This is a genomic window from Phenylobacterium sp. CCH9-H3, from assembly GCF_001557235.1.
In the GTDB taxonomy this organism is placed as follows: domain Bacteria; phylum Pseudomonadota; class Alphaproteobacteria; order Caulobacterales; family Caulobacteraceae; genus Phenylobacterium.
This window is the reverse complement of the sequence record NZ_LSJI01000038.1, coordinates 1-260: the sequence shown is the minus strand read 5'-3', so window position 1 is coordinate 260 and position 260 is coordinate 1. Positions and strand designations below refer to the sequence as shown.

General features: G+C 70.4%; 1 protein-coding gene. It reads left to right on the top strand.

Annotated elements, in window-relative coordinates:
• Positions 1 to 260 (top strand): hypothetical protein (locus AX721_RS27760; RefSeq protein ID WP_197422440.1); only part of this gene is annotated, 260 nt, incomplete at both ends.

Below are 260 nucleotides of genomic sequence, written 5' to 3'. Positions count from 1 at the left end.
CCAAATCGCGGCGGGCGGCGTCTTCGCCGGCACGTTCAATGTGAACTGCGCCAACCCGTTCCTGTCGGCCCAGCAGCGCGGCCTCCTCGGCGTGTTCGGCGGGGCGGCCGGCGAAACCTGCGCCAACACCACCAACCCGAACGCCATGTTCCGCGGCACCATCGCCCGGCGGAACGTCGAAGGCGGCGGCCGCCAGGGTGCGATGCAGCACCAGCAGTACCGCTACGTCGTGGGCGTCCGCGGCGACCTGAACGACAACT